This window comes from Bacillus sp. FSL K6-4563, assembly GCF_038630405.1.
Taxonomy (GTDB): domain Bacteria; phylum Bacillota; class Bacilli; order Bacillales; family Bacillaceae; genus Bacillus; species Bacillus pumilus.
On record NZ_CP152030.1, the window covers coordinates 2,564,547 to 2,591,512 of the forward strand.

Sequence of the window (26,966 nt, forward strand, 5' to 3'; positions counted from 1 at the left end):
TTTTCTTTAACCGCGCAAGACGGCTTGATACGTATCTTCTAATGCTTTCAATACGTTTGTATGAACAGCCGTGACTTCTTCCTCTGTCAATGTTTGTTCCGGATTTAGATATTGGAGAGAGAATGCAACAGATTTTTTGCCTTCTTCCATATGTTCACCTTCATACACATCAAAGACGGATAGGTCTGTCAGTAAATCCCCGCCTGCCTCATAGATGACGCGCTCCAGCTGTCCGCTTGAGATATTCTGATCTACAACAAGTGCAATATCTCTTGTCACAGCAGGGAATCTCGGAATCGCTGTATATTTCATATCCTTCGATTCAGATGTCATCACATCTGTTAAATCAAACTCGAAGACATATGTTTCTTTTAAATCTAATTCCTTTTCAATGACTGGATGAAGTGCAGCAACAAACCCAATGACTTTTCCATTTAAATGAACATCTGCTGTTCGACCTGGGTGAAGACCCTCACGCTCTGCTTGAACATATGTGATTTGGTCTGATACACCAAGCTTTTCAAATAGACCTTCTGCAATTCCTTTCGCTACATAAAAATCGACGGCTTTTTTCTCGCCCTGCCAAAGATTTTTATGCCATAAGCCTGTCAGCGCACCAGCGACATGCTCTTTTTCCACCGGTTTTGCTCCTTCAGCTTCTGCTAAGAACACAGAACCCGTTTCATAAAAACCAAAGGAATCAGCTTGTCTTGCCAAGTTATATGCAACTGAATCAAGTAAGTTTGGCAGAAGACTTTGTCTGAGTACACTTCGTTCCTCACTCATTGGCAGGGAAAGTCTTGTTTTATAAGCTGGATTCAATGCAAGGGCAGTAGACTTATGCTGATTTGTCAATGAATACGTGATCGCTTGAGAAAGACCTGCGCCTTCTAAGAAGCGTCTCACCTTTCTGCGCTTCACTTGATATGGCGTAAGACCGCCAACTGTACCAGCTGTCGCAGGCAGTGTAGACGGGATATTATCGTAGCCATATAATCTCGCAACTTCTTCAATGAGATCTTCTTCAATCGTAATATCCATTCTGCGAGAAGGAACCGTTACAACAAGAACGTCATTTGATTCGCCTACTGTAAAGCCCAGTTTGTTGAAAATTTGAATCATATCTTCTTTTGAAATGCTCATGCCAAGCACCTTGTTCACACGCTCAGTAGATACTTGGATGACATTCATACTTGTTTCAAGGTGGTTTTCCTCCACAGTCCCGCTTAGCACTTCACCACCTGCATAGAGACTGATCAGTTGCGCTGCTCTTTCGGCTGCAGATTTCGTACGCTGCGGATCAAGTCCTTTTTCAAATCGTGTGCTTGATTCACTGCGAAGCCCTAAGTCTCTAGATGCTTGACGGACTGTTTGACCGTTGAAATATGCCGCTTCTAAAAGAATTGTTGTCGTTTCATCACGCACCTCTGATTCAAGACCGCCCATGACGCCTGCGACAGCGTGCGCTTTCGTTCCATTAGTGATCACAAGATGCTTTGATGAAAGTGTACGTTCTTGCTCATCAAGTGTTTGAATGCTTTCGCTATCAGTCGCTTTACGTACGACCACTTGCTTTGAACCAAAGCGGTCATAATCAAATGCATGAAGCGGCTGACCGTATTCAAGCAGTACAAAGTTCGTAATATCGACGACGTTGTTAATTGGGCGAATGCCTGCATTCATCAATCTTGTTTGAATCCAAAGCGGTGCTGGTCCAATCTTTACATTTTTAATGATCTTCGCAGCATAAAGTGGATTCGCTTCTTGATCTTCAATTTTCACCGAAATATAATCTGCTGCTTTTTCTGAAGACGTGTCATGTGCTGTATCAGGAAGTTTGATGTCTTTCCCTAAAATGGCTGCAACCTCATAGGCGACACCTAGCATATTCAGGGCATCCGCACGGTTTGGCGTTAAGCCAAGCTCAAGTACCGCATCGTCTAATTGAAGTGCCTGAAGGGCATCATCTCCGGGTTTGACGTCATTTGGGAAAACAAAAATACCTTCTGCATATTCCTTTGGTACGAGTTTGCTTTCTACACCTAATTCTTGCAGAGAACAAATCATTCCATGAGACTCTTCGCCGCGCAGCTTTGCTTTTTTAATTTTAAAATTCCCAGGAAGGACTGCGCCAACCGTTGCGACAGCCACATATTGTCCTTTATCCACATTCGGAGCTCCGCAAATAATTTGAACAGGTTCGTCTTCTCCGATATCCACGAGACATTTGTTTAATTTGTCAGCATTTGGGTGCTGTTCTCGCTCCACGACGTGTCCAATGACAACTCCTTTAATGCCTTCGCCTTTATATTCAACGGCTTCCACTTCAATTCCGCTTCTTGTGATTTTTTCTGCTAATTCATCCGGCTGAATGCCTTCTAAATCGACATAGTCTTCTAACCATTTATATGAAACAAACATGTTGATTTCCTCCTCTTAGTCCTGCTTGAATTGCTTTGTGAATCTAATATCATTTGTGTAGAAATGGCGAATATCATCAATGCCGTATTTGAGCATTGCAATCCGTTCAACACCCATTCCAAAAGCAAAGCCTTGGTAAGTTTCTGGATCAAATCCGCTCATCTTCAGGACATTTGGATGAACCATCCCAGCTCCTAAAATTTCAATCCAGCCTGTTCCTTTACATACAGAACAGCCTTTCCCGCCGCATTTAAAGCAAGACACATCCACTTCGACAGATGGTTCTGTGAATGGGAAAAAGCTTGGACGCAGTCTAATTTCACGATCTTCACCAAACATTTTTCTCGCCACTGTCTCTAGCGTACCTTTTAGATCACTCATACTAATATTGTGATCGACAACAAGCCCTTCAATCTGCATAAATTGATGTGAATGAGTCGCGTCATCACTGTCTCGTCTATATACTTTCCCAGGGCAGATGATCTTCACAGGACCTTGTCCTTTATATTTTTCAAGTGTACGTGCTTGAACTGGTGACGTTTGTGTTCTGAGTAGTGTATCCTCGGTAATATAGAAGCTGTCCTGCATATCACGTGCCGGATGCTCCTTTGGAAGATTCAGCGCTTCAAAGTTATAATAATCCGTTTCTACCTCAGGACCTTCCTCAACGGTATAGCCCATACCAATAAATAAATCTTCAATATCTTCGACAACAATCGTTAATGGATGTCTTGCCCCCATTTTGATTGGGCTTGCTGGCAATGTAACATCGATCGTTTGTGACGCAAGTTTCTTCTTCACTTCTTCTTTTTCTAGCTGTTCATTTTTTTCAGCAATAGCACCAGCAATCTGCTCTCTCACTTCGTTTGCGAGTGCGCCCATTTTTGGTCTTTCTTCTGCGGAAAGCTTGCCCATTCCGCGAAGCACCTCTGTGATCGGCCCTTTTTTCCCTAAATATTGAACACGAATGTCATTGACTTCTTTGAGCGAGCTAGCTGCTTCAACCTTCGCTATCGCTTCTAATTCAAGCTGTTTTAACGTTTCTTGCATGAGTGTAATCCTCCTTTTGATATACAAAACCGTCTGGATAAACGGCTGTTTGATCGTTTGAAGACAATAAAAAAACCCGTCTCCTCTAGAAAAGAAGGGACGAGTTGTGGTCGCGGTACCACCCTTGTTAAGCACAAATACATGTGCGAATAAGCTTCATTGACATAACGGAATCAAACGAATCCGGTTCACCTTTACGCAAAGCTTGCGGTCCCGGTGACAACTCCAGAGGTGAATTCCTGTTTCAGCATTCCTTAAATGCACTTTCAGTCTACGATGCATTCTCCCTATAAGGCCGCTCCTTGAAACAATCTTCCTCTATCATGGTTTTTAAAATATTAGTTTCATTATAGTGAAAATAAGCGCATGTTGCAACACTATCCACGCAAATGATAGACAAGAACAGCTGCTGCAACAGCCACATTTAATGATTCTGCCTGTCCATACATTGGCACATATAAATTATGGTCTGTCATTTGCAGAATCTCTGGGTTTATACCCGCGCCTTCATTGCCCACAATTAATGCAAACGAACCTTCTGCCGTTACGCTTCTATACGCTTTCGCATTGTTTAGAGCACTTCCGTATACAGGAATGCCTTGCTCCTTACATGCTGGTATGGTCTGCTGAAGGCTTTGCTTTAAAATGGGCAGGTGGAAATGTGACCCTTGTGCGGAACGGAGCGTTTTTCCGTTAAACGCATCCACTGTTCCATCGCCTAAGATCACAGCATCAAGTCCAGCGGCATCTGCTGTCCGAATGAGTGTGCCTAGATTCCCTGGGTCCTGCACTGCATCTAATAGAAGAAGTCGTTCATACTTCTTTTCTTCAAATACAGGAACTGTACAAACTGCCGCGATGTGCTGAGGCGTTTCCGTTTCGGTCATGGCAGAAAAGGCTTCCTCGCTCAGTTCATAAAGTTCAATGTCCGGATCAATATGAAAAGGAAGCTTATCAGGCGATGTGACCATTAATTCTTTCACAACTCCGCTCTTCAATGCTTCTTCCACTAAGTGGATTCCCTCCACGAGAAACAGCCCCGTTTTCGTTCGTTCTTTTTTCGTATGGAGCTTTTTCCACTGTTTAATGTTTGTGTTTTTAGCTGATTCTATATATTTCAAGCGACTTTAACTCCTTTAAATATCATGAATTTATTATATCTCATGCACACTACATAATAAACCTGTCTTTGAGACAGAATAGGGCTATTACCATCAAAAAAGGAGTGTGGGCAATGGATTTTAATTTAAGAGGCGCAGTCATTCAAAACATCACTGGCCATAATCAAGAGCAGCTTGAGCATACGATTTTAGATGCCATTCAAAGCGGTGAGGAAAAAATGCTGCCAGGCCTTGGCGTGTTGTTCGAAGTGCTATGGCAAGAAGCATCAGAAAACGAGAAAAACGAGATTCTTGAAACATTAGAGCAAGGCTTAAAGCCTCATCAGCAGCAATAAAAGAAGCCGGTTTGCTTATCATAGCAAACCGGCTTTTTCATTTAGCCAGTGATCGGTGTTTCCATCCGAAGCGCTGGATCACGCCAAATGTCGACCCATTTTTTAATCGCAAACACAATAATCACAAATCCTAAGATCAGCATAATGATTGACAGCACAGCATTCAGCACGCTGTAACCTGCTGCCTCGGGATTAAGGTATACATTTGCTACCATCCAATAGCCCGCATAATTCACTGTCACATATAAGTAAGCAAGTGGAATTAAACAAGTCAGCATATATCGCCTTTTATCTGCAATTTTTAAGACAACGGTTGCTCCTATGATGAGACCGACCGATGCCATTAACTGGTTTGATACCCCAAATAGTGCCCAAATGGACCCGATGTCTCCAGAGTAAAGCAAGTACCCCCACATAAAACAAGCAAACGCACTTGCGAACACCGACCCAGGGACCCAGTCATTTCGTTTAAGCGGTTTATAAGCTTCGCCAAAGAAGTCTTGAATCAAATATCGTGCCACACGTGTCCCTGCATCAATAGCGGTTAAAATAAAGACGGCCTCAAACATAATGACGAATTGGAAAAAATAAGACGCCAAATGACTAAAGAACGGAATTCCCGTAAAGATATACGCCATCCCTACAGCTAATGTCACAGCTCCACCCGTTCTTCCTTCTAAATCAAGACCAATTTCCTTACTCAGCTGCGGAAGGTTCTCGACACTCATCCCGAGTGTTCTGAACACTTCTGGCGTACTGTTTATCGCAAAATAATCGCCTGGATGAAGAGCGGTAGCGGCAATTAACGCCATAATTCCAACTAGACATTCTACTAGCATTGCGCCAAAAGCGACAGGCTTCATATCACTCCAGCGGTCAAGCATTTTAGGTGTTGTCCCAGATCCAACAAATGCGTGGAAACCAGATATGGCACCGCAAGCAATGGTTATTGAAATAAAAGGCCAGACAGGACCAGCTAAAACAGGACCTCCTCCATTCACAAACTCCGTAAAGGCTGGGAATTGAATCGTTGGATTGACGACAAAGATTCCAGCAATCAATGCGATAAAAACACCTATTTTCATAAAGCTGCTTAAATAGTCCCTCGGTGCGAGCAGCAGCCAAACCGGCAATGCCGCAGCAAAAAAAGCATAGATCGGCAAGGCAAGAGCAAGTGTTTTTGTATCAAGTGTTAAAAGATCGCCAAGTGCCGTTCCTTGAATATTCGGCCCAAGGAATACACCAACCATCAGCAAAATAAATCCCGCAGTTGTCGCCAGTTTTAAATTGCCTGTCTTTTTATAATAAAGACCAACCCCCATCGCAATTGGAATCGTGATTCCGACTGCAAATGTCCCCCAAGGGTTACGTTCTAACGCATGAAGCACAACCATAGACAGTCCTGCCATTGTGATCGTAATGATAAACAGCATCGCAAGCCCTGTACAAAATCCTGCGACAGGTCCTAGCTCTTCCTTCGCTACCTCTGATAACGATTTCCCCTTTTTTCGCATCGACGCAAATAAGACGACAAGATCATGTACAGCTCCGCCTATCACTGCGCCAATTAACAGCCAAAGGAGACCCGGTAAATACCCGAATTGCGCAGCTAAAATCGGACCCACTAACGGACCTGCAGCTGCAATCGCAGCAAAGTGATGCCCAAATGTGACCCATTTATTGGTTGGCACATAATCCTTCCCGTCCTCTAATGTGTGAGCCGGTGTAGGATGATCGTCTGTCACCTTTAAGACCTTGACCATCATAAATGTGCCATAAAGACGATAGGCAATCGCTAAAATACACATAGATGCTATGACAATTGTAACCGCATTCATTTAACCATCCCCTTTGCACAAACAATTTGTTACAAATATAACATAAATTGATTGATTTTTCTCTCCTTTAAAACCAAGTTGACAAATAAGAATAATATGTTTATTCTTAAGGTAGCTTCACCTACTTCCATAAACTCTCTTTTGACAGGGCTTTCTTTAGGCTCTGTCCTTTTTATTGCTTTCATCTTACAAAAATAAAAGCCAGATCACATGTGCCTTATTCACTAGAATATTTTTTCTTCTTCTCTCAAAAACAGTTCTTTTGGCGTAACTTAAAATGACAGTTCATTTCCTGGGAAATTCAATGAAATAAAAAAAGCCCTTCCCCTATACTGAGGAAAGGCTTTCTTACTTAAGAACCGTACGTGATCTGCTCAACCGTTTTTTGATCAAGTCTTTTGATCACTTCTGTTAAAAGCTTCACTGCATTTTCATAATCATCTCGGTGAATCATCGCTGCATGGGTATGAATATATCTACTTGGTATCCCGATCGATAGTGATGGCACACCATGACCTGTTAAATGGATACCGCCAGCATCTGTCCCGCCGCCAGGCATAGAGTCATATTGGTACGGAATGTTCAATTCATCCGCTGTTTGGACAACAAAATCCCGAAGCCCTTTATGCGATACCATAGAAGCATCAAATACAACAATCGTTGGTCCTTTGCCAAGTTTGCTTGTTGCTTCTTTTTCAGTAATGCCCGGTGTGTCTCCTGCTACACCAACATCAATGGCAAATCCAATATCAGGCTGGATTGTAGCCGCTGCTGTTTTGGCACCACGCAGGCCAACTTCCTCTTGTACAGTTGCAACACTGTAAGCAATATTCTCATGCTGAGTATTGTGTAAGTTCTTCATGACATCAATCGCAACTGCACAGCCGATACGGTTGTCCCATGCTTTTGCAAGGAGCATTTTTTCATCATTCATCACTGTAAACTCAAAATAAGGGACGATTTGATCTCCAGGCAGAACGCCCCACTCCATTGCCTGTTCTTTGCTTGATGCACCGATATCAATAAACATATCTGTCATCTCGATCGATTTTTTTCGAGCTTCAGGTGACAAGACGTGCGGCGGCTTTGAGCCAATCACACCTGTTATGTCTCCCTTTTTCGTTACAATCGTCACACGCTGCGCGAGCATGACCTGTGACCACCATCCGCCGACAGTTTGGAAGCGAATGTAGCCTTTGTCATCAATTTTTGTCACCATGAATCCTACTTCATCTAAGTGACCAGCAAGCATAATTTTAGGTCCGTTTGCGTTTCCTTCCTTCTTAGCAATTAAGCTGCCAAGGCGGTCACTGGAGACTTCATCTGCATATGATTCTATGTATGTCTGCATGACTTTTTTGACATCACGTTCATTTCCTGGAATCCCTTTTGCATCCGTTAGGTCTTTCAGCATAGTTAATGTTTGATCTAGCTTTGTCATTCCATATATCCTCCTTTATCTTCATGGTGCATTCTTATTATACAAAACCTTTTTCGTTCAATACGATCTTTTTATGAATATTTTTTCGTTTTCCGAAATATTTTTTTAAAAAAAGTTGAAACCTTTTGGCCTTTTCATTCGTAGTACATCAGATAACGGTATTGGAGGTGCATCCTGTCATGTTTGTAATCCTCATTAGACTAGCTCTTGTTGCACTGCTTGTCTACATCTTCTACATGGCGGTAAAATTCTTCTCAAATCCGAGAAGAAAGCTGAAACAAGCACAATTAAAAGAAGGCTTTTATTTTATGGACGAACAACAAAATGCACGTAAAAATTTTAATTTCGTCTATAAAGGTGTCTTGTTTGAAGGGGAGAAGCATGTTCCTTCTAAGGATCATCCTCTATTTGTCCACTCCATTTACGTTTGGACGGAGTCACCTGAGAAGCTAAGTGAATTTACATTAGAAGACTTTGAAAAATTGGAGGAAAACATTATCGAGCGTTATCCTCAAACAAAAATTGATTGGGATCAGCCCATTAAAAAAATCAAACAAAAAAAAGGAGCAGACACGCCGTCTTGATGGCGTCTGCTCCTTTTTCAGATGAACTTGATATATCCTAATATGATCAACTGCACCATGATTAACACTGGCATGCCAATTTGAAAGGCAGGATGCTTTGTTTTATGACGGAAATACTGCATCCCTAGATACGATCCGAAAGCCCCAAAAAGCACGGCAGCACTCCATAAGTGCGCCTCTGAAATTCTCCATTTATGCGCTTTTGCCCGGCGTTTGTCCTCTCCCATGAGAAAGAAACCATAGCCATTTACCAAGATCAGCAGCACAATCAACGCGATATTCATTCATTTCACCTCACATGATGAGCAAAAAAGATCACCCCTCGACGGAATGATCTTTCATATGACTTACTTGTCTAGTTGTGCTTTTGCAGCATCAGCAAGCTGATTGAATGCACTTAGGTCATTCACAGCAAGGTCAGCAAGCATTTTGCGGTTTACTTCGATACCAGAAAGCTTTAGGCCATGCATTAAACGGCTGTAAGAAAGACCGTTCATACGAGCTGCAGCATTGATACGAGTGATCCATAGTTTACGGAAGTCACGTTTTTTCTGACGACGGTCACGGAAAGCGTAGTTTCCAGATTTCATCACCTGTTGGTTTGCTACTTTGTATAATCTATGTTTTGAACCGAAATAACCTTTTGCTAATTTAAGAACCTTTTTACGACGCTGACGCGACACAGTTCCGCCTTTTACTCTTGGCATTGTAATTCCCTCCTATGATTCCTATTCCAAATTACTTGATGTTTGCAAGTTGTTGTTTGATACGTTTGAAATCTCCAGCACTTACGATTGCGCTCTTACGCAATTTACGTTTTTGCTTTGTAGATTTGTTAGCGAACAGGTGACTTGTGTACGCATGAGAACGTTTAAGTTTACCAGAACCTGTTTTTTTGAAACGTTTAGCAGATCCGCGGTGAGTTTTCATTTTTGGCATTGGATATTTCCTCCCTCTGTTACTTTACTTTTCGACTTTTGGTGCAAGCATGAGGAACATGCTACGTCCGTCCATCTTAGGTTTTGTTTCTACTGTTGCTACTTCAGCGCAAGCTTCAGAGAAACGGTCTAACACGCGCTGTCCGATTTCTTTATGCGTAATCGCACGCCCTTTAAAGCGGATAGAAGCTTTCACTTTATCGCCCTTTTCAAGGAATTTGATTGCATTACGGAGCTTCGTGTTAAAATCATGTTCATCAATTGTCGGGCTCAACCGAACTTCTTTTAAGCTAATGATTTTTTGATTCTTACGTGCCTCTTTATCCTTCTTCTGCTGTTCGAATCGGAACTTACCATAGTCCATGATTCGGCAAACAGGTGGTTTTGCATTTGCAGCAACTAACACAAGGTCAAGATTGGCTTTCGTAGCAATTTCCAGAGCTTCCTGGCGGGTTTTAATCCCCAGCTGATCGCCATTTTGTCCGATCAAACGAACTTCACGCGCACGAATACCTTCATTAACTAATTGATCTTTGCTAATAGTGAGCCACCTCCATGAGATTTTGAATTGAGTTCACAATTCATTTTGACCATTTCGTTGTATGTTTTACAGGCAAACAAAAAGTGTGGGCATATAAAACACCCACACTGCGAACATTTGCATGAAAAAATAAATGTACGGTCAACCTGTCAACTACAAACACGTGTCAATCAGGTGAGAAGCGGGTGCTTCTGCTTGTGATATCTATTCAATTCGTTAATTATTCTACACAATTTTCATTTGTCCGTCAAGTAACCGAACTCTTGAAACAACTTTTTCATTTTAGCATGATTAAACGAATTGGGCAAGGCTTTTCAAAACAATGACGTCATCAAAGAATCAATTGCATAAAGATTGGGATGACGATGACGGTCACAACCCCTACGACCACAACAGCAATACTTGCCATGGCCGCTTCCACTTCACCCATCTCAATCCCAACAGAGACGCCAAGTGCATGTCCTGATGTACCGAGTGCAAGCCCTTTTGCCACTGGATTTTTAATTCGAAACCATTTTAAGAAGAAAGCACCTAGTGCATACACAATGACTGCATTAAATATGACCGCAAAGGCTGTGATATCTGCAATTCCGCCAATATCCTTTGCAATCGGAAGAGCAATCGCTGTCGTCGCTGCCTGTGGGAGCATACTTTTCATTACAGCCGCATCAAGATGAATGCCTTTTGCTACGACATACACAATTGTAATGGAACAAAGTGATCCTACAAAAATAGCGGATAAAATCTGCCACCAATATTTTTTAAGCAATGCGCGCTGCTTATAAAGCGGAATAGCGAAAGCAATGGTCGCAGGCTCTAAGAAAAACTTGATAATCTTGCCGCCCTCATTATAATCTGCATAAGAAAAACCGCCAATTTTCAAAAATAAAATACCTAACACCATGGCGACAAAAAGTGGTGTAAATAAGAAGAAGCCTTTTGATTTTTTAAATAAGAATGTACCGATTCCAAAGGCGACCAATGAGACGACTATACCAAAATAAGGACTCATTGTACTTGTACCCATCCTGCATCTCTCCTTTAATGCGTACTTGAAGCTGGTTTATTAGAATGAGAAGGAGTCGATTTGCTCTCCTTTGTCTCTTTACGTTTCTGTGGTTTGTCTGATAATTGCATGAGAAGCTGCGTGAATAGCCCTGTCGCTGCAAGTAACATAATCGTTGCAATGATAATGACACCGACGACTTGCACACCTACTTCTTGCATGACACCTAGTGATTGAATAACCGAGATACCAGAGGGAACAAATAGAAAGCTAATGAGCCCTGTCAATGATGTACCTAATTGCTCCACTTGCTCCAGTTTGACGATTTTCGTTGTCAGCAAAACAAATAATAGAACCAGACCAATCACAGATGCAGGCATCGGAATTGGTAAATACATTGAAATGAGATTAGAAACGAACATTACGGTTGCAAAGATAAATGCTTGAGATAGAAATCCGTATACTTTAGTGGCACTCATGCCCCTTCACCTCTTTCTTCGACTGCCCTCAGTATACGGCATGAAATAAATGAATGAAGCGTTTACAATCAAACTCGCCGGATTCAATGAATGAAATGCAGAAAACGAGTATTGAAATACAATTAAAAAAAGCCGTCCTACTCTAGCAGGAGCGACTTCTTTAGTTCTTTGGCGTAAGTGCGGCTGACAGGAATAATCGACCCGTCTGTCATATGTAGATTATACGTCGAATTAAACCACGGCTGTACTTCTTTCATATGAGAGGTGTTCACGATATAGCTTCGATGAACCCTCATAAAGTAAGCCTCAGGGAGTTTCTTTTCAATGACCACAAGCGGTTCTGTGACCTCATACATGTGATCCTTTGTTTTCACGACCTTTTTCCCTTCACTGAGCCCTACATACATGATCTCTTCTACTTGCAGAATGACAATTGAGTCATCAACTGAAATGGCTAGCTTTTGCTGATGGGGTATTCTCTCATCTGACAGCTGGTGGTCTTGCGTCTCAACAGATTTCCACTTTTTAAACTTTTGGATCGTTTGCAAAAGCCGTTCTTCATCAAATGGTTTTGTTAAATAATCGAGCGCACTGACCTCAAACGCCTTCAGCGCATACTGATCAAAGGCTGTCGCAAATACAATCGCTGGCGGATCAGACATCCGGTTGAGCCTTTTGGCAATATCAAATCCATTTTCACCAGATAAATCAATGTCTAAAAAGAGCAGGTCCGGCTTATGATCCACCATCCGGTCAAAAGCTGATTCTATATTTTCTGCTTCCTCTATTTGAACATCCTCTTTCGTTCTGCGTAATAAGTATTTTAATTCGTCTCTTGCTAACACTTCATCATCTACGATTAATACATTTATCAACGAAAATCATCCTCTTTTACATAGTCCATTGGAATGCGAAATGAGATGTCAGTGCCTTGGCCGCTATGAATAGATAGAGCGGCTTGTCTGCCAAAAATCCCTCTTAACCGCTGATCTAAATTAAAAAGAGCCGTACCTGTTCCTTCTTTGGATTCAACAGGCGCTTTTAATAACTGAGCCATCTTGTCATTCTCGATTCCCTGTCCATTATCCGTCACTTTCATATAAACATGCCCATCTTTCATCACAGCAGATACGATGACTTCACAGCTCGTTTGATGTTTAGGAAATGCGTGTCTCACTGCATTTTCAACAAGCACCTGAAGCACAAATGGCGGAATCATCACCTGCTCTAGCTCCTTTTCAATTTGAAAGGTCACGTGGTATTTATTTGGAAACCTTGCTTGTTCAAGTGACAAATATGCTTCTACATGCTGAATTTCTTTATGAAGTGGAATGAGCAGCTGGCGGGCGCCTTGCAAATTGGATCGAAAATATATACTCAGCTGAAGCAGCAGCTTCCTAGCCATCTCTACGTTCGTTCTGCACAAGACAGAGATGGTATTAATGGCGTTAAATAAAAAGTGCGGATTCACTTGCGCTTGAAGTGCTTTGATCTCTGCATCTTTTAGCAGACGGCTTTGGGTTTCTGCCTCCCCAAGCTCAAGCTGTGTGGAAAACAGCATCGCCAAGCCTTCTGCAAGCTCCTCCTCTACCCTGCTTAATCCGACCGGAGAATTGAAATACATTTTTAACGTTCCGATCGTTTGACCATTGGAGGTGAGGGGCAGCACAATCGCCGCTTGAAGCGGGCAATGGGTGACTGAACAATTGATTTCATCTTTCGAATGCGCCTTCATAATTTTGCCGCTCATCAATACTTGTTTCGACAGTCCTGTAATGAGGCTTTTCGATGGAATATGATGATCTGTCCCATCTCCAACATGCGCTAAAATCTTTTCTGTATCGGTTAAGGAGACCGCATCTGTTTCTGTTAATCGATGAATGATCTCCGCCACGCTTTTACATGACTGTTCATTTAACCCTTGGCGGAAGAAAGGCAGCGTTTGATCGGCGATTGAAAATACACGGTGTGTCTGCATCGCCTTTGCCTGCTCTTCTTGCCGAATGACTGACTGTAAAATCGATAAAAAGATAAAGCTGCCAATTCCATTCACAAAAATCATCGGCAGGGCAATAATACTCACAAGCCCCCAAGCATCAACAAATGGCTTTGCAAATAGAAGGATAATAATCATCTGCAAGGATTCCATTGCCACACCAAAAAGTGCGGCTTGGCGAGGTGTCACCATTCGATTCTTCCGCTTAAACCTGCTGCCGACATAACCTGCAATCACACCGGCTAAAATCGAAGAAATCGCACAGCTGAGTGCCGTGCTTCCTCCTAATGAATAGCGATGAATACCAGCTAGAAGCCCTGCACCAATGCCAACAAACGGCCCTCCTATTAATCCGCCCATTTCGATTCCCATGATTCTCGTATTGGCAATTGAGCTTGACGAGCCGAGATGATAGGAAAACTCATGATTCATGACCATCTGCTGCTGGATTTCAATTCCTGTGTAATTGCTGATAATACTAAAAGAAGCAAAAATAAAGACAAGGACTGCCTTTTTTTGAAATCCTTCATTATGAAGCAATAGATTGCGAAAGCCCTTCACATGGGCAAGCACAAACCCTAAAATAACGATGATCCCAACACGCTCGATCATCATAATAATTAAATGAAGCAAACCTGCCACCTCAATTGATGTATGTATTATTTACTGTCTTTCTATTCTATCATGTGCGGTCAATGTTCAAATATCTCTCAAATCTTTTCTTTATTGCCCTCATCTTCTATTGTAAAATGAACTTGAGCCGTCACTTGCAATTGAAGGTAACACATACATAACAAGGGAGAAGATCATGAAAGCCGTAATTTTCGATTTAGATGATACTTTGCTTTGGGATGAAAAAAGCATTCACACCACTTTTCAGGAAACATGCCGCGAAGCGGAAAAGAAATATGGACTGAATCCAGAAACATTTGAACAGATTGTTCGTGAAGAAGCAAGAAAGCTGTATTCGTCCTATGAAACATATGATTATACTGTCATGATCGGAATTAATCCTTTCGAAGGACTGTGGTCCAATTTTAGTGAACCGATTAGCGAAGGCTTTCAAAAATTGAATGCCCTTGCACCAGAGTACCGCAAGAACGCTTGGACCAATGGCTTAAAAGAAGCAGGAATTGACGATGAGGCATTTGGACAATATTTGGCTGATTTCTTTGCAGCAGAGCGGAGAAAACGCCCATTTGTCTATGAAGAAACGTACCCTGTTTTAGACCGTCTGAAAGGCAGCTATGAATTGCTCCTTTTAACAAACGGAGATCCTAGTCTTCAAAAGGAAAAACTGGCCGGTGTTCCTGAGCTTGCACCTTATTTTAATGAAATTGTCATTTCAGGAGATTACGGGAAAGGCAAACCTGACCCTAGCATCTTTGAGCACTGCCTTCAGCTGTTAAATCTAACAAAAGACGATGTGATCATGGTAGGAGATAATCCAAAAACAGATATTCTTGGGGCATCTCGAGCCGGGATTCAAACCGTTTGGATCAATCGACATGGCAAAAAGAACGAAACAGATGTAACGCCAGATTATGAAATCAAAGACTTACATGAATTGTTTGATATATTAAAATAGAACAAACGAGAAAACACCCTTCTCCTAACGAGATTGGGTGTTTTTTGTGTGCTCAAACTACACAATTCCCGCTAGACTTTGCGCTTGCTTGTCTAAGCTGCGGGCTGCTTCTCCTACATTCATAAATTCCTCACTTGCCTGCTTTACAAGATCGCGATTTGTAAACACCGTTGTCTTGGCCCGGCTCGTTCCGCTGCTGACCTTCTCTACTTCCGCATGAATCGCCTTTACATATTGATCTACTTTGACGATCGCTTCTTTTGCATCAGTTGCAAGCTTTCGAATTTCTGCCGCCACTACACTAAAGCCATTTCCATAGGAACCTGCATGGGCTGCTTCGATCGCCGCATTTAATGCAAGGAGCTGGGTTTGTGAGGAAATGCTGTTAATCGTTGTAGCGATGGAACTGATGGACTCTACCTGCTCTGTTAATCCTTCTAGTAAGCTCATATTTTGATCTGTTTCGTTTGCTATATGATCAAAGGAGACATTGACTCTTTGACTATGCTGGATGCCCACTTCTGCTCGCTCCATTAATTTCGCAGACATGTCCTTTAAATCGCCTACGACCTGTTTCATCGTGCTTTCTCTTTCTGTTATGTCTGTTGCGACTTTCACAACACCCACTACGCGTTCCTCTTCATTGCGGACAGGTGTATATGTCGCTTCAAGCCATAAATTGTCACCATTCTTCGTCGTCCGCTGCACCTTTTCCTGAAAGACTTGCCCCTCTTTCAAACGCTTCCAAAACATTTGATAGCTTGCGTGTTCTGCAATATGAGGAGGACAAAACTGTCTATGTTTTAAACCAATCATCTCTTGCTTTGAATATCCCATGGCTTTTGCAAAAATATCATTGACCCATAGCACTTCACCTGTCACATCAAATTCAATCATCGCCAGTGAGTGTTCCAATGCACGAAGTACTGCTGATCGCTCCAATACTTGTGATGATAAAGTGTTTGTTGTTTTCATCATCGCTTTCATACCCCCAATTTAACTCGAACCAATAGTACATACTTACCCATACTTTCATACTATCTAAACGTATCATTCAAGGGACTGGATCACTAGTGGAGAATTTTTCCCAAAAAGAAAAAGCCAGTGATCTAAGGAGAAAGATCACTGACTGCTTCGCTTGAAAAAGATTATTTTTTCGCTTCTGCTACTGCATGTTTCACAAAGGCTTCAAGATCCATTGTTTCTGAATCTTGCTCTCCGTATTTTCTTACATTGACTGCGCCATTTTCTGCTTCTTGATCTCCGACGACTAGCATGTACGGAATCTTTTGCATTTGCGCTTCTCTAATTTTGTATCCGATTTTTTCATCACGGCTGTCAAGCTCTACACGAAGACCTTCAAGCTGCAAACGTTCTTGTACTTTTTTCGCATAGTCTAAATGGACAGAAGGTGAAACCGGGATGACTTGGAATTGTACAGGTGCCAGCCAAGTTGGTAGGGCTCCTTTGTATTCTTCAATTAAGAAGGCAACAAAACGCTCCATTGTAGAAACAACACCTCTATGAATCACGACTGGACGATGGTGCTTGCCATCTTCTCCGATATATGTGAGATCGAAGCGCTCTGGAAGTAAGAAATCAAGCTGTACAGTAGACAGTGTCTCTTCTTTTCCAAGAGCTGTCTTCACTTGAACGTCAAGCTTCGGACCATAAAATGCCGCTTCGCCTTCTGCCTCATAATAGTCATGACCAAGCTCGTCCATTGCATCCTTTAGCATCGATTGCGCTTTATTCCACATTGCATCATCGTCGAAATACTTCTCAGTATCTTCTGGATCACGGTAAGATAAGCGGAATGTGTAGTCATTCAAGCCAAAGTCTTGATACACTTCTTCAATTAGGCGAACTGTACGAATGAATTCGTCTTTGATTTGATCTGGACGTACAAAGATATGGGCATCGTTTAATGTCATACCGCGAACACGCTGAAGGCCGGATAAAGCACCTGACATTTCATAACGGTGCATTGTACCAAGCTCTGCAATACGAATTGGCAATTCGCGATAGCTATGCGGCTCGTTTTTGTAAATCATCATATGGTGAGGACAGTTCATCGGACGAAGAACAAGATCTTCGTTGTCCATTTCCATCACAGGGAACATGTCTTCTTGATAATGCGCCCAGTGCCCTGATGTTTTATACAATTCAACATTTGCAAGAACTGGTGTATACACATGCTCATAACCAAGGCGTACTTCTTTATCGACAATGTAACGCTCAATAACGCGGCGGATCGTTGCGCCTTTTGGCAACCAAAGCGGTAGACCTTGACCTACCTTTTGAGAGTTCGCAAACAGTTTCAGCTCTTTTCCTAGTTTACGGTGATCGCGTTCTTTCGCTTCTTCAAGCAGGCGTAGATGCTCATTTAGATCATCTTTGCTGAAGAAAGCTGTACCGTAAATACGCTGAAGCATTTGATTGTTGCTGTCACCTCTCCAGTATGCACCTGCAAGGCTTAACAGTTTAAACTCTTTGATTTTCCCTGTTGATGGCAAGTGAATGCCGCGGCAGAGGTCAAAGAATTCACCCTGCTCATAAATCGTGACAGCTTCACCTTCTGGAATCGCCTCTAACAGCTCAAGCTTTAATTGATCACCAATCGCTTCAAAGCGTTTTTTCGCTTCTTCTCTTGATACTTCAATTCGCTCGATTGGCAGATTGCTGTTAATGATTTTTTTCATTTCTTTTTCAATCTTTGGTAAATCTTCCGGTGTGATGGCAACATCGATGTCCACATCGTAGTAGAAGCCATTTTCAATCACAGGACCTACGCCAAACTGAACGTGATGCTCTTTTCCATACAGGCGTTTGATTGCCTGTGCTAGCAAATGAGCTGTGCTGTGGCGCATAATGTCGAGTGCTTCATCACTTTTATCTGTGATGATCTCAATTGTTCCACTTTCTAGTAGCGGCGTACGCAGATCTATTTCTTTGCCGTTCAATTTACCGGCAAGCGCTTTTTTCTTTAGGCCTGGGCTAATTGATGCCGCGATGTCTTCTGTTGTAGCTGTTTTGTCAAACTCCTTGACTGCTCCATCTGGAAATGTAAGTTGAATTTGTTCTGACATCTCTGGTCACTCCTTTTTTTGGCAATATAAAAACCCCGCCCCCTGGAAAGGGACGAGGTTGAATAAAACGGAATCGTGGTTCCACCCTTTTTCCCGTATTTGCAGCTTACTTTTTCATAAGCAAACACGGCTTGTGGTTCGATAACGGGAATTCCCGTCAGCCATTACTAAAACGTTCACAGCTGATGTTCAAAGGTGGTAAAGCAAATGGTCCTCTGCTAGGAAGCTTTCAGCCGCGGCTTCCCTCTCTTTAAGCGGGTGTTCATTTGTTCATGTCCTTATCAATACGGTCTTTGTATGAAGTTACACCGTATTATAAAACGTTTTTTCGTGAAAATCAAGAAAGCTTTTCACTTTTCTGTTCCAAATGGTCATGGACAAATTGAACATTGTGTTCTTGAAATGAATGAGCCGGGAATACCTCGACCCTTTCTTGAAAAATATTTTGAATGGTCTGTACCATCGAGTGACCTGTATCATTTGTAAACAGGTCAATCTTTTTGGGCGCTATGGATACGAGTGGTGCAATCAGCTGCGAATCAATATACATTGGATGCTCTCTTACAAACTGTCTGTCTATGTATTGTTTTTGATCACGCTCAGAAGCGTACCGAAATTCCCAAATCATCAGGCGATCCTGATGCACAACATGTACTTTTTCGAGCTTCGGTTCTTTTGCCATCACATAGTCTCGAAGCGATTGAATGAAGTTTTGATATTCTTGTTCCATTTTGTATTCTTCAATGGAGACTTCAACATAGTTCTTCAGCCTCCTGTCATACTCTGACAGTCTGAATGTCATAAATGAACCAATTGAAAAAATACCTTGCTGTAAAGAAATCGTCTCGAGCTCCTTTGTTAACAGGGCTTCTCTTGACGGTTCTTGATGAATGCCGGGAATATCATCTAAATCCCCGTTCATGATGCTGTGGGCAATTGAAAGAATTTGGTGCTGCTCTTCAGGATCTTTAAATAAATACGTGTTTTCAAGAATGCTGCGCATGCGCTCATTTTCTTTGCATTCCAAAAAAAAGTGAACCAGTAATGGCCGCACAATGGACTCAAGTCCTTCCTTTGATTCCTTCGCCTCTATGAGAAGCCGGTCTTTCCCTTGTTGAATTGACATGTGATGCCGACTGTCCAAGTGTTCAGCAAGATGTAAAAAAGCGGCGGTATCATATTCATCTTCAAAGATTATTTCAAGCATGTTTGTCCCCCCTAACGACATCTGTTACATATATATGGGGAGAACATAAAAAATAGACGCCTAAAATAAATCAGGCATCTTTCTTTTTAAAATGAGCGGAACTGAGATAAAGATTAGATAAATCAAACAAACGATTGCTAAAGCGGCATAATTGCCGCTGACAAAGCTTGAGCCAAGGACATTTAATGCAACTGTACCCGGTATTAAGCCTAAAAAGGTAGCTGCCGTAAATGCACGATAATTTGCACGTGAAGCTGCTGCCGCATAGCTGACAAAGTCAAAATGGATTGGGGCAATTCGCAATAACAAAATGTAAAGAAACCCATGCTCCTGAATGCGGGACGTCACCGCTTTCAGCTTCCGGCTGCTTGATTGTGTTTCCTTCTTTTTTGCACGAAAGGTTGTGGCAAGCAGGAAGGAGCATGTTGCTCCGGCGGTAGCACCAACGAGGGCATAAATCGTCCCAAGAACACTGCCAAATGCCAAACCTGCTGCCAGCGAAAAAACCGTAATAGGGACGAGAACAAACGGGCGAAAAAGAGATAAGAAAAGAAAAACAAAGGGTGCCAGCATCCCAAATTGAAGCACCCAATTTTTCACATCTTTTGGCGCCAGCTGAAGATGCTGTTTGTTCAGCCACCAAAGTAAAACAGCGAGACCTGCAATCACGAGAAAAAGCAGCCATTTTCTTTTGTTCATTTCATTTGCTCCTCCTTCAGGTGATAGACGCTTTTATAAATGACGGCGGTTTTCTCCTTCGAGCAAGACTGTCTCTGCTAAATAGAGAATCCGTTCCATTAAACGAGCGGCTTTGACCTCTTCTTTTTCCCCGCGCTGTGAGTACGTAAAGTGATGCTTCAGTTCACTTGGTGAGAAATTAGAAGAGAAGAAAGTCGGCAGCTGCTCTGCCATACGGTATTGTAAAATCGTTCCGAGTAGTTCATCTCGAACCCAGCTTGTCATCGACTCTGCCCCAATATCATCAAGCATTAAAATAGGTGTGGATTTGACCATGTTCAGTTTTGATTCTAGTGTATGATCGGCTAACGAATTTTTTAGCTCTCTCACAAATTCAGGCACGTACACAAGGAGAGATGGGTATTCCTTCTCCGCTAACTGCTGCGCAATGGCTGCCAGAATATACGTTTTTCCTACTCCAAACTTTCCGTGTAAATATAAGCCCTTCCCTTTGCCCGTCTCATCATAGCTTTGCAGGAATTGCCCTACTTTTTGAATGACTTCCTGTCTTCCCACAACGTTCAAATCAGCGAACGTCGCTTGAAGAACATTTTGCGGAATGTACATGCTTTTCATGAGCTCTTGCTGTTTTTTCTGTCTATCGAGCCGCAGCTTGACTGGACAAGGGGAATATTCAATATCAATACTCTGACCTTTGATCACAAGCTTCGGGTGATAACCGTCTAAAATCGCATTGACGTTCTCTTCATCTAAGCAATATGAACAGCCCTTCGACTGCTGCACATATTCAAAAAGCCGGTTCAAGCTGCGATTGATCATGTCTTCGTGTATGTCTTCTTGGTGCTCCTGTAAAAAGGCTTTTACATCTTCATCAGATAACACACTCTCTTTAATCTGATTGTATCTCACACGAAAATCTACGCGCCCTTTTAGCTGTTCAAATGAACGACCGATCGGTTTCATCCTCATCTCACCTCATCTTAATGTGCATTGTACTTTTTCATATTTTTAAACTGATCTAACAGTTTTTCTTTTTCTCGTTCGAGGTCTTCTGTCGACAGGCTGTCTGTTTGTTCTTTTGCTGGCTGTTCTTTCGTTTCGGTTTCTTTCATCCAGTCAGGAAGCTTCTCTTCACGGACAACTTTCCCTGATCCGTATGTGCTACGCTGCTTTTTCTGCTGCGCCCACTCTGTCATTTGCCTGTTCTCTTCTTTGGCCATTTTCATGGCCGCCGCTACGGTTTTAATTTTCTTTCTCACCCAATGAGCGGCGATTTTTTGCATATATGTTTTCGACAGCTTCATATCTGTTTTCAATAATGTATAGTAGATCAAAACGTTCATGACACCTGGCTCTAGCTGTTGCTCAAGCATAATATCTTCGACAATTCTTAAGTCGGCATATGTTGGCTCAATGCCGTCAGCCATATCTTTTAGCAGCTCCCTAGGCGAAATATGATCAAGCTTTTCAATCAATTTGGCATCCGTCGTATCTGCCACTGGCGCTTTTGAAGCATCTTGACGCAAGTGTCTCGGCTGTTTTTGATCAATGAGTTTTGGCTGCTCGCCTCTGTATTCAATTTGGTACCAGTCTCTTGCCGCTTTTCTCAGCTCTTCTGTTGAGATCATTTGATCCGAACCACAGGCGCCTGCTACAATATTTTGCATTTGAAGCGGGGTGATGCCGTATACAACGGCTAACTTCTTAATGGTTTCTTTCACCTGCTTTGTCAAAGCCTTTCTTGGAATCATCATATCAGACATGCCTGCTAACAATAAATCGAAATCAAAGGATTCGTCTGAGAGAGGAGCCGGCTGACTCGATCCAACGGTCACATATTCATAGCCCTGATCAAGTGATGACGCCTGATTGATTTCTTCTGTCATCCTGCGTTCACCTGGCTGCAATACGTGAAAAACTTCTTCAAACGACCGCGAGATGTTCTTTGCCTCTGCCGGAACACCGGGATATGAGAAATAATCACGAAGCTGCATATATTTCGCTTTCTCTACACGATGGTACAGCAGAACATTCAGCATACCATCTTGGAAAAACTCATCTGGTCTTAACGGCGGCACAAGCTCATATGTAAACAGTCTGCCTTCTTCCGTTTCCTGTTCATATGTGCGGAGTAAACCAATCGCTTCAAGCTTTAAACGTTCCTCAAAAATATCATTCAAATTCGTTTGCAGCATGACCATGAGCTGCCGATGAGGTGCGGGTTTCCCCCACATACGATTTTGTTCCAGCTCTCCCCACAGCGTCATATATAAGCTGAAAGCGGACATGCCTATAAGCGGCTGATATAAAAGAGTGATGAGCTGTCTATCGATGTCACCGAGCAATGAAGCGCTTTTGACGACATACGGATCGACGGCTAGCATTTCCTTCCAATGCTCTGTCATATGCTGATCCTCCCCATGAATTGCAATTGTTTCTATTGTACACCCTTTTTGCGTTTTACGCTTTACGCAGGAAAAAGAGCATGAAGAATCTTCAGCTCTTTTTTAGCGTTCTTTCTTTAATAAATCTTTTAATTCATCAATAAAGACGTTGATATCTTTAAACTGCCGGTAAACGGAGGCAAACCTGACGTAAGACACTTCATCAATTTTTGCCAGCTCGTCCATCACCATTTCACCTACAAGCTCACTTTTCACTTCTGACATGCCTTGATTACGCAGTTCTTTTTCAATATTAAAGCAGACATCCTCCAGCTGCTTTAAAGCAACAGGTCGCTTTTCACATGCTTTAATGAGTCCTCTCAGCATCTTTTCGCGGCTGAATTCTTCTCGAATTCCTTCTTTTTTCACCACAATCAGTGGTAATTCTTCTAATTTCTCAAACGTCGTAAAGCGATATTGGCAGCTTTCGCACTCTCTTCTACGACGGATGGATTTCCCTTCATCTACTGGTCTTGAATCAAGCACCCTTGTGCCAAGGTGCTGACATGTGGGACATTTCATTTCATCAGCTCCGATCTATTCTTGGAAGTTGTTTGTCTAATTCATCATAAAGGGAAAAAACCGTTTTCTCACTATAGCCAAAATCTGTTGGCAAGGCTGTTTCTGTTGTCACATTAAAATCGACAGCTGTTTCAAAAGGACGAATTGAAATGACAGTCGCTACGAGAAAGGCTTTTTTCGGCATACTGATGTTTGCGCTAATTTCACCTCGTTCTGCTGAAACAGATGTCACTTGATAGGAAGCGTGCCCAGAAAGCATGGCTTCCAGCGCTTGAAAAACTTGCGCATCCGTCGATTTGTAGTAATGGCTTTTCAGTTCTGACACTGGATGCTCGTCAGATGTTTCTGTATGGTTTGACATGAACCGTTTGAACTTTTGTCCTAAAATCATCTACGTATCCCCTTTGCCATAATGCCTCTTCTTTATTTTATAAAAAAAACCTTTGTTTTCCTAGAACAAAAGTATAGGCAAGTTGGGGAATGTTGGATTTTCTCTATCAAACAAATATAAAAAGGAGCATAACACAAAGGCATTTCAATGCTTTTGGCCAGCTCCCATTGCGATCTTTTTTTATGTTTACAGTGCTTTGGCTTGCGCCTGTTTCACTTGTACAGGTCCCATGCCTCGAGGAATTTCAATGTTTTCTCTTGTTTCAGCACCTAATTCATCTCCGATATGATCTGCTGCGATATTCGGATCTAGGTCGCCGCAAGTATAAACATCTATGCTCGCATAACCATGTTCAGGAAAGCTGTGAATTGTCAGATGAGATTCAGAAATAATGACAACTCCACTTACTCCTTGAGGTGCAAATTTGTGAAAAGCAACCTCTCTTACTTCAGCTCCTGATTTCAAAGCTGCATTTACAAACGTTTTTTCAATAAAATCCATGTCGTTCAGTTTATCACAGTCGCATCCCCATAGCTCGGAGATAACGTGACGTCCGATTGTTTCCATCATGGACCCCCCTTAAACAAGAATGAAAGAGTGAAGTTCTAAGCAGCCGGACCGGACATATACCACGGGGGAAAGTTAGTCCAAAGAGGTCCTAACCCTTTAAGTATACCCGAATGAGTCTGCGAACAAGAAGTTCACGAAAAATAGTATACTTTGTTTAGACCCATTTTGCAAGCTGTGTTTTCAATGGGATTTTCTCTCATTCCTTGAAAAGGGACGTTCGTCTTCTTCATTTCAAACAGCAGAAAGCTCTTTCATCTGCGATCCGACAAACTTCACGAGATCCACCACTCTGCATGAATAACCCCATTCATTGTCATACCATGCAAGAACTTTTACTTTTCTATCCCCCATCACCATCGTTGTCAGTCCATCTACGACAGCTGAATAAGGGTTCGTATTAAAGTCTGTAGAAACAAGCGGCTCATCCGTGTAATCTAAAATACCGGAAAGAGAAGTTTTTGATGCATTTGAGAAGGCTGCATTGACTTCTTCTGCTGTGACATCTTTTTTCAAGTCGACAACAAGATCAACCATCGATACATTGGAAACTGGCACGCGAAGTGCAAGTCCATGCAATTTCCCTTTCATGTGCGGCAGCACTAAAGAAAGCGCTTTAGCGGCACCCGTCGTCGTTGGAATAATGGACTGGGCACATGCTCTTGCCCGGCGCAAATCCTTATGCGGGTTATCGATATTTTTTTGATCATTTGTATACGCATGAACCGTTGTCATTAAACCGTTGTCGATGCCAAATTCATCATCTAACAATTTGACAACTGGTGCTAAACAGTTTGTTGTACAAGATGCGTTTGAAATAACGACGTGCTTTTCAGGATCAAGATCATCCTCATTGACACCCATCACAATTGTAATGTCTTCATTTTTACCTGGAGCTGTAAGTACGACCTTTTTCGCTCCGGCATCTATATGGCCCATCGCTTGATCTTTTGAATTAAATTTTCCGGTTGCTTCTATGACGATATCAATCCCAAGCTCTCCCCACGGAAGCTGCTTTGGGTCTCTGTTATTGAGCAAAAGCACTCTTTTCCCATTTACAATCAGTGCGTCATCTTCTGCTGTCACATCGCATTCGTAACGTCCATGATTTGTATCATATTTAATTAAATGTGCTAGCGTTTCGGCAGGATAGCTTGCGTTCACCGCTACAATTTGAATTTGATCATCAAGCATTGCTTTTCTGAAGACCATGCGTCCAATTCTGCCAAACCCATTGATCGCTGCTTTTACCTTCATGAACAGGTCACTCCTCTATTATGTGTTATACTCAATAAATTTATTTATGAAATTAGTATATCACATTAGATTGTAATTGCCAGTATATAAACGTATATTTTCTAAAAAGGGCTGTTCTTTTCATGAGAAATATAAAAAGCATAAAAAAAGAAGAGTACGTGTATGTACTCTTACTTATCAGTATGTTCCCATTCATTTAATATGTTCTGCAATTGCTTTCTAATAAAAGCAAGATCTTGTGTATTTTCTATCACCCGGTCTGCTTTCTTACATTTTTCCTCAAGAGGCTGCTGAGAGTGAATCCGATTCAGCGCTTCTTCCGCGCTAAGGTCGTTTCGATTTATGAGTCGTGATAGCTGTAATTCTGGTGTTGTATACACCACAATAATGCGGTCGACGAGACTTTCCAGCTGACTCTCAAATAAAAGCGGGATATCCAGGACAACGAATGTTTCTCGGCTGTCGATTCCTTCATCTCGCTGCCTGAGCATTTCCTTTCGCACTTCTGGGTGAACGATCGCATTTAGCTGCTTTCTTTTCTCTTCATTAGAAAAAATAATGGCTCCCAGCTGCTGCCGGTCTAGCTCTCCATTTGGCAGGAGGACACCCTCACCAAAGGTTTGAACGATATGATGAAGGGCGGGTGTTCCTTTGGCGACCGCTTCTTTTGCAATCACATCTGCGTCCACAACCCGGATGCCCTGCTCTTTTATCATCTGCGAGACTGTGCTTTTTCCGCTAGCAATCCCGCCGGTTAATCCAATGACAAGCGTCAATTGATTTCCTCCTTTTACAGCTTCCAAACCCCAATTAATATGAGCAGAAGCCCTGGTAAGCATGCGAGTTTATCGATCCAGCGCCAATTTGCCAAGTAATGACCGGCACGCAGACCGATACATACAAAAAGTGAGCTCATCACTGCGACCGTGATACTCATGACAATTGGAGAAAAGCCTAGTATCGCTGCGCCAATCCCTGCGCCAAATGCATCAATGGATAAAGCAATTCCAAGAAGTACCGCTTCTATTCCATTAATCGTCCCAGATCGGTCAATATCTGCACTTGTTGGCTTTCTTAAAATGTGAATGACAAGCCCAAGCGATTGGACTTCCACATTAAGCAATGTCTTTTCATGAAGAAGCAAATCACGCTCTTTCGCTGGTTTGTAAAATTGATACAGGACCCAAAGACCAATGGCAATTAAGATGCCTCCCCCCAGTTTATCGGTCACTGAGACAGGGAGAAATGTCGTCAGCAAGCTGCCAATCAGCATAGAAATGAGCAGCACAATCCCTGAGCAGCATGCAATAATGACGATGGCTTTAAATGGGATCCTCATTTTGCGGAGACCATACGTAAAGCCTACAGAAAAGCTGTCGATGCTGACTGCAATAGCTAAAAACAGGAGCGAAATCGAAATCATACCTGAACTCTTCCTTTCTGTTCATGCAA

At 42.3% G+C, this 26,966-nt stretch carries 28 protein-coding genes and 1 other annotated feature; of the genes, 3 read left to right on the top strand and 25 right to left on the bottom strand.

Annotated features, from left to right (window positions below; translation table 11 throughout):
* Nucleotides 1-6: 6 nt before the first annotated feature.
* The 3 genes from pheT to MHH54_RS12995 form a co-directional block, all read right to left on the bottom strand.
* Nucleotides 7-2,421: a phenylalanine--tRNA ligase subunit beta gene (gene pheT, locus MHH54_RS12985; RefSeq protein ID WP_342500315.1), complete on the bottom strand. Its 2,415-nt coding sequence runs from the start codon at nt 2,419-2,421 to the stop codon at nt 7-9.
* A 15-nt stretch (nt 2,422-2,436) separates the two neighbouring features.
* Nucleotides 2,437-3,471 (bottom strand): phenylalanine--tRNA ligase subunit alpha, encoded by a 1,035-nt coding sequence (pheS, locus tag MHH54_RS12990; protein WP_050943608.1) that lies wholly within the window; start codon nt 3,469-3,471, stop codon nt 2,437-2,439.
* 377 nt (nt 3,472-3,848) lie between these two features.
* Nucleotides 3,849-4,592 (bottom strand): RNA methyltransferase, encoded by a 744-nt coding sequence (locus MHH54_RS12995; RefSeq protein ID WP_106029045.1) that lies wholly within the window; start codon nt 4,590-4,592, stop codon nt 3,849-3,851.
* A gap of 113 nt (nt 4,593-4,705) precedes the next feature.
* Here MHH54_RS12995 and sspI point away from each other — a divergent pair, with 113 nt between their 5' ends.
* Entirely contained in the window at nt 4,706-4,927 is a 222-nt protein-coding gene (gene sspI / locus MHH54_RS13000; protein ID WP_003216243.1) for a small acid-soluble spore protein SspI, read from the top strand.
* Nucleotides 4,928-4,968: 41 nt separating this feature from the next.
* On the opposite strand, the gene cstA is transcribed toward sspI, so the two are convergent.
* Both cstA and MHH54_RS13010 read right to left on the bottom strand, forming a co-directional pair.
* Complete coding sequence (cstA, locus tag MHH54_RS13005; protein ID WP_342500316.1) at nt 4,969-6,765, bottom strand: carbon starvation protein CstA; 1,797 nt, start codon at nt 6,763-6,765, stop codon at nt 4,969-4,971.
* Between the two features lie 352 nt (nt 6,766-7,117).
* Entirely contained in the window at nt 7,118-8,206 is a 1,089-nt protein-coding gene (locus MHH54_RS13010) for a M42 family metallopeptidase (protein WP_003216206.1), read from the bottom strand.
* A gap of 179 nt (nt 8,207-8,385) precedes the next feature.
* On the opposite strand from MHH54_RS13010, the gene MHH54_RS13015 reads away from it, so the two are divergent.
* Nucleotides 8,386-8,790 (top strand): hypothetical protein, encoded by a 405-nt coding sequence (locus MHH54_RS13015; protein WP_003216690.1) that lies wholly within the window; start codon nt 8,386-8,388, stop codon nt 8,788-8,790.
* Nucleotides 8,791-8,807: 17 nt separating this feature from the next.
* Here the strand turns inward: MHH54_RS13015 and MHH54_RS13020 are convergent, their stop codons facing one another.
* The 8 genes from MHH54_RS13020 to MHH54_RS13055 form a co-directional block, all read right to left on the bottom strand.
* Nucleotides 8,808-9,074 (bottom strand): DUF1294 domain-containing protein, encoded by a 267-nt coding sequence (locus MHH54_RS13020; RefSeq protein ID WP_044139938.1) that lies wholly within the window; start codon nt 9,072-9,074, stop codon nt 8,808-8,810.
* 63 nt (nt 9,075-9,137) lie between these two features.
* Complete coding sequence (gene rplT / locus MHH54_RS13025; RefSeq protein WP_003216409.1) at nt 9,138-9,497, bottom strand: 50S ribosomal protein L20; 360 nt, start codon at nt 9,495-9,497, stop codon at nt 9,138-9,140.
* 31 nt (nt 9,498-9,528) lie between these two features.
* The gene (gene rpmI, locus MHH54_RS13030; RefSeq protein WP_003216324.1) at nt 9,529-9,729 is read right to left on the bottom strand and encodes a 50S ribosomal protein L35; all 201 of its coding nucleotides are present in this window, start codon (nt 9,727-9,729) and stop codon (nt 9,529-9,531) included.
* 24 nt (nt 9,730-9,753) lie between these two features.
* Nucleotides 9,754-10,269: a translation initiation factor IF-3 gene (gene infC, locus MHH54_RS13035; RefSeq protein ID WP_034620611.1), complete on the bottom strand. Its 516-nt coding sequence runs from the start codon at nt 10,267-10,269 to the stop codon at nt 9,754-9,756.
* Nucleotides 10,270-10,340: 71 nt separating this feature from the next.
* Nucleotides 10,341-10,472: a sequence feature (ribosomal protein L20 leader region), on the bottom strand.
* 128 nt (nt 10,473-10,600) lie between these two features.
* Nucleotides 10,601-11,296, bottom strand: coding sequence for an antiholin-like protein LrgB (gene lrgB, locus MHH54_RS13040; protein WP_189282658.1), 696 nt, complete (start codon nt 11,294-11,296; stop codon nt 10,601-10,603).
* 14 nt (nt 11,297-11,310) lie between these two features.
* Complete coding sequence (gene lrgA, locus MHH54_RS13045) at nt 11,311-11,754, bottom strand: antiholin-like murein hydrolase modulator LrgA (RefSeq protein ID WP_003216712.1); 444 nt, start codon at nt 11,752-11,754, stop codon at nt 11,311-11,313.
* Nucleotides 11,755-11,891: 137 nt separating this feature from the next.
* Nucleotides 11,892-12,629 carry a LytTR family transcriptional regulator DNA-binding domain-containing protein gene (locus tag MHH54_RS13050; RefSeq protein ID WP_003216174.1) on the bottom strand — a complete coding sequence of 246 codons (738 nt, stop codon included), beginning with the start codon at nt 12,627-12,629 and terminating at the stop codon, nt 11,892-11,894.
* Nucleotides 12,626-14,383, bottom strand: a complete 1,758-nt coding sequence (locus tag MHH54_RS13055) for a sensor histidine kinase (protein WP_003216542.1) — start codon at nt 14,381-14,383, stop codon at nt 12,626-12,628. The genes MHH54_RS13050 and MHH54_RS13055 overlap by 4 nt, the downstream gene beginning before the upstream one ends.
* A gap of 175 nt (nt 14,384-14,558) precedes the next feature.
* Between MHH54_RS13055 and MHH54_RS13060 the strand changes: the two genes are divergently transcribed.
* On the top strand, nt 14,559-15,338 hold the full coding sequence (locus MHH54_RS13060; RefSeq protein ID WP_342500317.1) for an HAD family hydrolase: 780 nt from the start codon (nt 14,559-14,561) through the stop codon (nt 15,336-15,338).
* Between the two features lie 57 nt (nt 15,339-15,395).
* Here the strand turns inward: MHH54_RS13060 and MHH54_RS13065 are convergent, their stop codons facing one another.
* The 12 genes from MHH54_RS13065 to ytaF all read right to left on the bottom strand — a co-directional run bounded on the left by MHH54_RS13065 (nt 15,396) and on the right by ytaF (nt 26,937).
* The gene (locus tag MHH54_RS13065; RefSeq protein WP_003216740.1) at nt 15,396-16,316 is read right to left on the bottom strand and encodes a methyl-accepting chemotaxis protein; all 921 of its coding nucleotides are present in this window, start codon (nt 16,314-16,316) and stop codon (nt 15,396-15,398) included.
* Nucleotides 16,317-16,486: 170 nt separating this feature from the next.
* Nucleotides 16,487-18,427: a threonine--tRNA ligase gene (gene thrS, locus MHH54_RS13070; protein ID WP_065098569.1), complete on the bottom strand. Its 1,941-nt coding sequence runs from the start codon at nt 18,425-18,427 to the stop codon at nt 16,487-16,489.
* 337 nt (nt 18,428-18,764) lie between these two features.
* Nucleotides 18,765-19,634 carry a putative sporulation protein YtxC gene (gene ytxC, locus MHH54_RS13075; protein ID WP_050943599.1) on the bottom strand — a complete coding sequence of 290 codons (870 nt, stop codon included), beginning with the start codon at nt 19,632-19,634 and terminating at the stop codon, nt 18,765-18,767.
* 60 nt (nt 19,635-19,694) lie between these two features.
* On the bottom strand, nt 19,695-20,333 hold the full coding sequence (locus tag MHH54_RS13080; protein WP_003216366.1) for a TVP38/TMEM64 family protein: 639 nt from the start codon (nt 20,331-20,333) through the stop codon (nt 19,695-19,697).
* A 33-nt stretch (nt 20,334-20,366) separates the two neighbouring features.
* Nucleotides 20,367-21,296, bottom strand: coding sequence for a primosomal protein DnaI (dnaI, locus tag MHH54_RS13085; protein ID WP_342500318.1), 930 nt, complete (start codon nt 21,294-21,296; stop codon nt 20,367-20,369).
* 17 nt (nt 21,297-21,313) lie between these two features.
* A complete protein-coding gene (locus MHH54_RS13090; protein ID WP_342500319.1) occupies nt 21,314-22,738 on the bottom strand; it encodes a replication initiation and membrane attachment family protein in 1,425 nt (474 codons plus the stop codon).
* 102 nt (nt 22,739-22,840) lie between these two features.
* Nucleotides 22,841-23,299 (bottom strand): transcriptional regulator NrdR, encoded by a 459-nt coding sequence (gene nrdR, locus MHH54_RS13095; RefSeq protein ID WP_003216720.1) that lies wholly within the window; start codon nt 23,297-23,299, stop codon nt 22,841-22,843.
* 4 nt (nt 23,300-23,303) lie between these two features.
* Complete coding sequence (locus tag MHH54_RS13100) at nt 23,304-23,690, bottom strand: cytosolic protein (protein ID WP_342500320.1); 387 nt, start codon at nt 23,688-23,690, stop codon at nt 23,304-23,306.
* 186 nt (nt 23,691-23,876) lie between these two features.
* The gene (speD, locus tag MHH54_RS13105) at nt 23,877-24,257 is read right to left on the bottom strand and encodes an adenosylmethionine decarboxylase (RefSeq protein WP_003216492.1); all 381 of its coding nucleotides are present in this window, start codon (nt 24,255-24,257) and stop codon (nt 23,877-23,879) included.
* A 234-nt stretch (nt 24,258-24,491) separates the two neighbouring features.
* On the bottom strand, nt 24,492-25,514 hold the full coding sequence (locus MHH54_RS13110) for a glyceraldehyde-3-phosphate dehydrogenase (RefSeq protein WP_003216683.1): 1,023 nt from the start codon (nt 25,512-25,514) through the stop codon (nt 24,492-24,494).
* A 170-nt stretch (nt 25,515-25,684) separates the two neighbouring features.
* Nucleotides 25,685-26,290, bottom strand: a complete 606-nt coding sequence (coaE, locus tag MHH54_RS13115) for a dephospho-CoA kinase (protein WP_003216794.1) — start codon at nt 26,288-26,290, stop codon at nt 25,685-25,687.
* 14 nt (nt 26,291-26,304) lie between these two features.
* Entirely contained in the window at nt 26,305-26,937 is a 633-nt protein-coding gene (gene ytaF / locus MHH54_RS13120) for a sporulation membrane protein YtaF (RefSeq protein ID WP_003216274.1), read from the bottom strand.
* Between the last annotated feature and the right edge of the window lie 29 nt (nt 26,938-26,966).